This window comes from Winogradskyella sp. UBA3174, from assembly GCF_002364335.1.
GTDB lineage: Bacteria > Bacteroidota > Bacteroidia > Flavobacteriales > Flavobacteriaceae > Winogradskyella.
This window is the reverse complement of the sequence record NZ_DEXW01000003.1, coordinates 1-4,115: the sequence shown is the minus strand read 5'-3', so window position 1 is coordinate 4,115 and position 4,115 is coordinate 1. Positions and strand designations below refer to the sequence as shown.

Sequence of the window (4,115 nt, the reverse complement as noted above, 5' to 3'; positions counted from 1 at the left end):
TTATAAGGGTCATAAGGTTCTTGACCTGCCATTAGTATACCAAATTCATCACCCGGCCCTTGATATTTTAATCTATTTCGATAGTCTTGATAAGGCTCACCTACAAAAGTAGTAAAATCAGTTTTACCCTTATCTATAATATCTGTCATTTGTTGGTCAAATGTAGCCGTATCTGCGTAATTACCCGGAGGAATATATTCGCCTGTAGTAGGGTCTGTTTTATAACTTGGAGTTGTCATATAGCTAGAACTACCAATATTAGGAGTTTCTTGTAAAGTACTATTAAAATCAATTCCACTATAATCTGTTACAGCTTGCATTAATTTAACATCTGGTAAATCGGCTGATAAAGGATTAACATTAGTTTGTCCTGCAACAACAGCAGTAGAAGCTTGTTCAGCAGGAATAAAACCCATAGGGTCTTCAACTATGTCTTGTTCTGAACTATCTGGTAATGGGTCTTTTATTGCAAGAGTTGCAATACCTGTTCTACTAAAATTTTTTATTGCCATGTTCCCTTTACTTATTTTTTAATATATTATTGACATCTTCTCTAAGACGTGCCATTGTTTCCAGTGAAATTACTTTCCCCTGATTGCGGAACATTTCCAACTCCGATGTTGCCATTACCAGTGCCCTGTGGGTCATTTTGATTTGGCCCTGTAGGTACTCCTGTAGGGCTTCCCATACTTCCGGGTTGTTGACCACTTTGGCCATTTTGAGTGCTATTTTCTTGTCCAACATTTAGACCTTTCAGCATTTCTGCAAATATTTGTGCATCATCCATATCATTTACCAGACTATCTGGGTCAATATCTTGTGCTATTGCTAGCTCCCTAATTAAATTTGGTATTTTTATAAAAGGAGCTAACATTGGATTAGCAACTGTTTGTAGTAAAGCTGTTAATCTTTGTGTTCTAACTTCTTTTTGCATTATACTAGACACACCTTTAGGTTTAATTTCTAAATCACCAACAACGTCTGGATTATCTAAATCAAATTGCATATTCCATTGAAATAATGCTTCACCAAGAGGTTTAAGTAAAAAATCATCAATGTTTTTCATAACTGTTTTAATAGATAGGTTAGCACCTCCCATTAACATTGATAGTCCTGCGGCTGTTCTACCAGTTCCAGATACACCTGTTTGTCCATGCATAATAGATGGTATACCTGTTTCTTCATCTGCAAGTTGCCTTGCTTGTAAATACATTTGTAAATTTTCTGGTGCTGTATTAGGAAATTTTAAACCATTAATAGCTGTTCCTGTAACACCACTTTGTCTTCTAAATATTTTACCCGGAAATATATCCATGTTTTGACCCGGAACTAATGATGCTTCATCAACATCAAAAACTAAATTACCTGCTAATGCTAAATTATCAATAGCCATTCTAACATGACCATTCATAAGTAATTGTGCATCTTCCATATTTTCTGGTATTCCAATACCAAATAATTGATAAGGGTTTATTTCATACGGAAAAGCTTGATAAGGTAAACGTGCCGGTGTAAATGGATTTAATACAGTTCGTAAAACTTTTCCATTACATATCCAAGCATTTACTTGTATTTGTTCTAAAGCATTTGTTTTTTCTGGTAAGTCTAAACCAATTAATGACGCAGTATATAAATCTATTGTTCCCCAATATTCTAATACTTCGTATCTATCAGAAGTTGTACCTTCACCATAATTTTGTTTATCATATGTTTGAATAATATCTTCATAGTACTCAGTAGTATAATTACCACCCATTTCTAAACATGATATAATTGCATCAGAATCAAAATGAGGCATATTCATTAAATCACGCATTTGAGAGCGTGTAAATTTATGTCTTTCAATTACATAATCACAATCATCTAAAGATGTAGCTGCAGGGTCTGGGAAAAAATCCCAACATGAAACTCCTTCTATTTTTGGTACAAGTTTATCATAAGGTGCATAAGTTCTTTCACCTTCTTCGTTAGACCATTTATGAATTGTTTTATTATACCCTAATGGGCCTTTTATAATTCCTGTTCCTAGTAAAACAGATTCAAATATAGAATGACGTAATACGTTAACCCCATTATTTTGTAATAATTGGTCATGCATTAATTTTTCCATGCGTCTTGCTGTTTCTTTAGCAGGACTTATTTGAGGGCCACCATGTCTACTTTTTCCTTCTAGTAGTGTCATCCCTTCATATTCAGATGCTAAACCACCTAATTTATTTTTAGGTGTAGCTTCTGTCATTCCGGGTAGTAACTCACTATCATCACCTTCAAATCCGTAAGGTGATTTAATTTGTTCTTCTCCCGGTGCAGGAGTATGCATTAAATTTGCAATACCTTCTGGTACAGGAGTTGATTCTACTGTTATAGGAAAATTTTTATTAGCAAATAAAACATCAACAATTTGACCATAAGCGGCTAAAGTTTTTGTTTTTGTTATTTTAATAAAGACTCTACTTTTTTCGCTGTCTCTAAACTGAGTTGTACTGTCATACACACCACGATAATTTTTATAAGCCCTAAGCCATCGTGATTCGTGTGTTTGTCTAGATGTTTTTGAATCATTATATTTTGATTCAATATATCCTACTAATGAAGGTACTTCATCAGACGCTACAGTAGACGTAGCATCAGTTTTTTGATTTACGTCTTCTTGTGCCATTATATATCTTTGTTTTTGTTTCTAGTATGCTTTTTGTTTGTCTGCATTTAGAATTGAACTATCTAATGGTGCAGATTTAGCTGTTGGTATTGCTTGAATAATTGGATTTGCATCACCTTCTTTTATTTCTTCTTTAAAATCTGGTTTCATTCTAGTTAATGGAGCATCAGCTCTATCAGCTTTAATTTTATCAGAACTCATTATATAGCTTGCATCGTAGTTATAGTTATTATCTGGCATATTGCCTCCTTTTATTTAAATTTTGGTTTTCGTGTTGAATTGCTATAGACTTTACCCCCCATAGCATAAGGTTTTCTTTTTACTTTGCCTCCTGTTTTATATGTTAAAGGCTCAATTGGTTTTTTACTTTGTTCCATTATATTATCATATTGTTTTTTCATGTCCATAACTTGAAGGGGAAGAAATACTTTAGGTGCAACTTTACCTATTACTTTACCCATTTTTGTAAATGTATTATAGGAACCTTTTAAAAATGTTTTAAAAGCTTTTTGATATTCTGGTCTATTAAATTGTTTTACTTCTCCTTGCTCTCCAAATTGACTTAATTTAGATTTTACACTTTCTTTAGCAAAAGTTTTTTTCATGTTATCAGCTTCAGATGCATCAATTTTTCCCTCTTTAACACCTATGTCTAATTCTTCAATAGTTTTTGATACTCCATGTATTTTTGCATTGTAAGCTGCATTTTCAAATAATTGATAGCCTCGTAAATTAAAATTAACTTTATTACCTTGTGCTTTTACTGCGTCATAAGGTGTCATAGAAGTTACTGTTGATGTAAGAGGGGGTTCAACTCCTGCTACTTTTGCTGCATTATTAAGTAATCCTCTTAATGAATTTCTTGATAATTCTGATAAATTAGGATTTATTTTTGCCGTTACTTTTTGAGTTTTTAAATCCGTTTTTAAATCTTGTTTAACAGTAGTAACTTTTGGTGTTTCTTTTTTAAGTTGGTCTTTTACTTGCTGTCTAAATAGTTTTGATTTTTCACTTGTTTTAATTTTATTTTTTTCTGTAACTCTATCAGTATACTCCTTTTTAATTGAAGTAACCATATTATTTAACTCAAGAAATTGTGTTTGACTTAAATTTTTATTATTTAATATCTTTTTCATATTTTTATTATATGAAGATAAATGTTTTAAAGCTGCAGGACTAGTTAAAGTTCTTTTTAATGTACTTTTATTAAAAGTATCTATAACTTCTATTTGAGCCTGTCTTAAAAGTTGAGCAAATTTTATTTCATCCATATTTAATAACCAAATGTTGCATCGCTAGGTGTAAAAGCAACTCTATCCTTTATTCTGTTTAATGTTGTGTTTAGTGTTGGTTGATTAGACTGCCTCGTCATAATCATGTATCGTAATGCATCATAGGCATGGTCATCTGCTTTTGTATCTACATCTTCTGGGTTTATTTTTGATGTAGGTATACT

At 32.2% G+C, this 4,115-nt stretch carries 5 protein-coding genes; all 5 read right to left on the bottom strand.

Annotated features, from left to right (window positions below):
- A partial coding sequence (locus tag B2U95_RS00070; RefSeq protein ID WP_296311013.1) for a hypothetical protein occupies positions 1 to 512 on the bottom strand: 512 nt, incomplete at its 3' end.
- Between the two features lie 41 nt (positions 513 to 553).
- On the bottom strand, positions 554 to 2,659 hold the full coding sequence (locus B2U95_RS00065; RefSeq protein ID WP_296311011.1) for a portal protein: 2,106 nt from the start codon (positions 2,657 to 2,659) through the stop codon (positions 554 to 556).
- A 21-nt stretch (positions 2,660 to 2,680) separates the two neighbouring features.
- Positions 2,681 to 2,899, bottom strand: coding sequence for a hypothetical protein (locus tag B2U95_RS00060; RefSeq protein WP_296311009.1), 219 nt, complete (start codon positions 2,897 to 2,899; stop codon positions 2,681 to 2,683).
- 11 nt (positions 2,900 to 2,910) lie between these two features.
- Positions 2,911 to 3,930, bottom strand: coding sequence for a hypothetical protein (locus tag B2U95_RS00055; RefSeq protein WP_296311008.1), 1,020 nt, complete (start codon positions 3,928 to 3,930; stop codon positions 2,911 to 2,913).
- Positions 3,931 to 3,932: 2 nt separating this feature from the next.
- The coding region (locus B2U95_RS00050; protein ID WP_296311006.1) for a hypothetical protein at positions 3,933 to 4,115 on the bottom strand (183 nt) is incomplete at its 5' end.

What these genes read in the sequence shown, in the direction of transcription:
- B2U95_RS00060 (WP_296311009.1), bottom strand. Translation starts at nt 2,899, where the DNA reads ATGCCAGATAATAACTATAACTACGATGCAAGCTATATAATGAGTTCT.
- B2U95_RS00055 (WP_296311008.1), bottom strand. Translation starts at nt 3,930, where the DNA reads ATGGATGAAATAAAATTTGCTCAACTTTTAAGACAGGCTCAAATAGAA.
- B2U95_RS00065 (WP_296311011.1), bottom strand. Translation starts at nt 2,659, where the DNA reads ATGGCACAAGAAGACGTAAATCAAAAAACTGATGCTACGTCTACTGTA.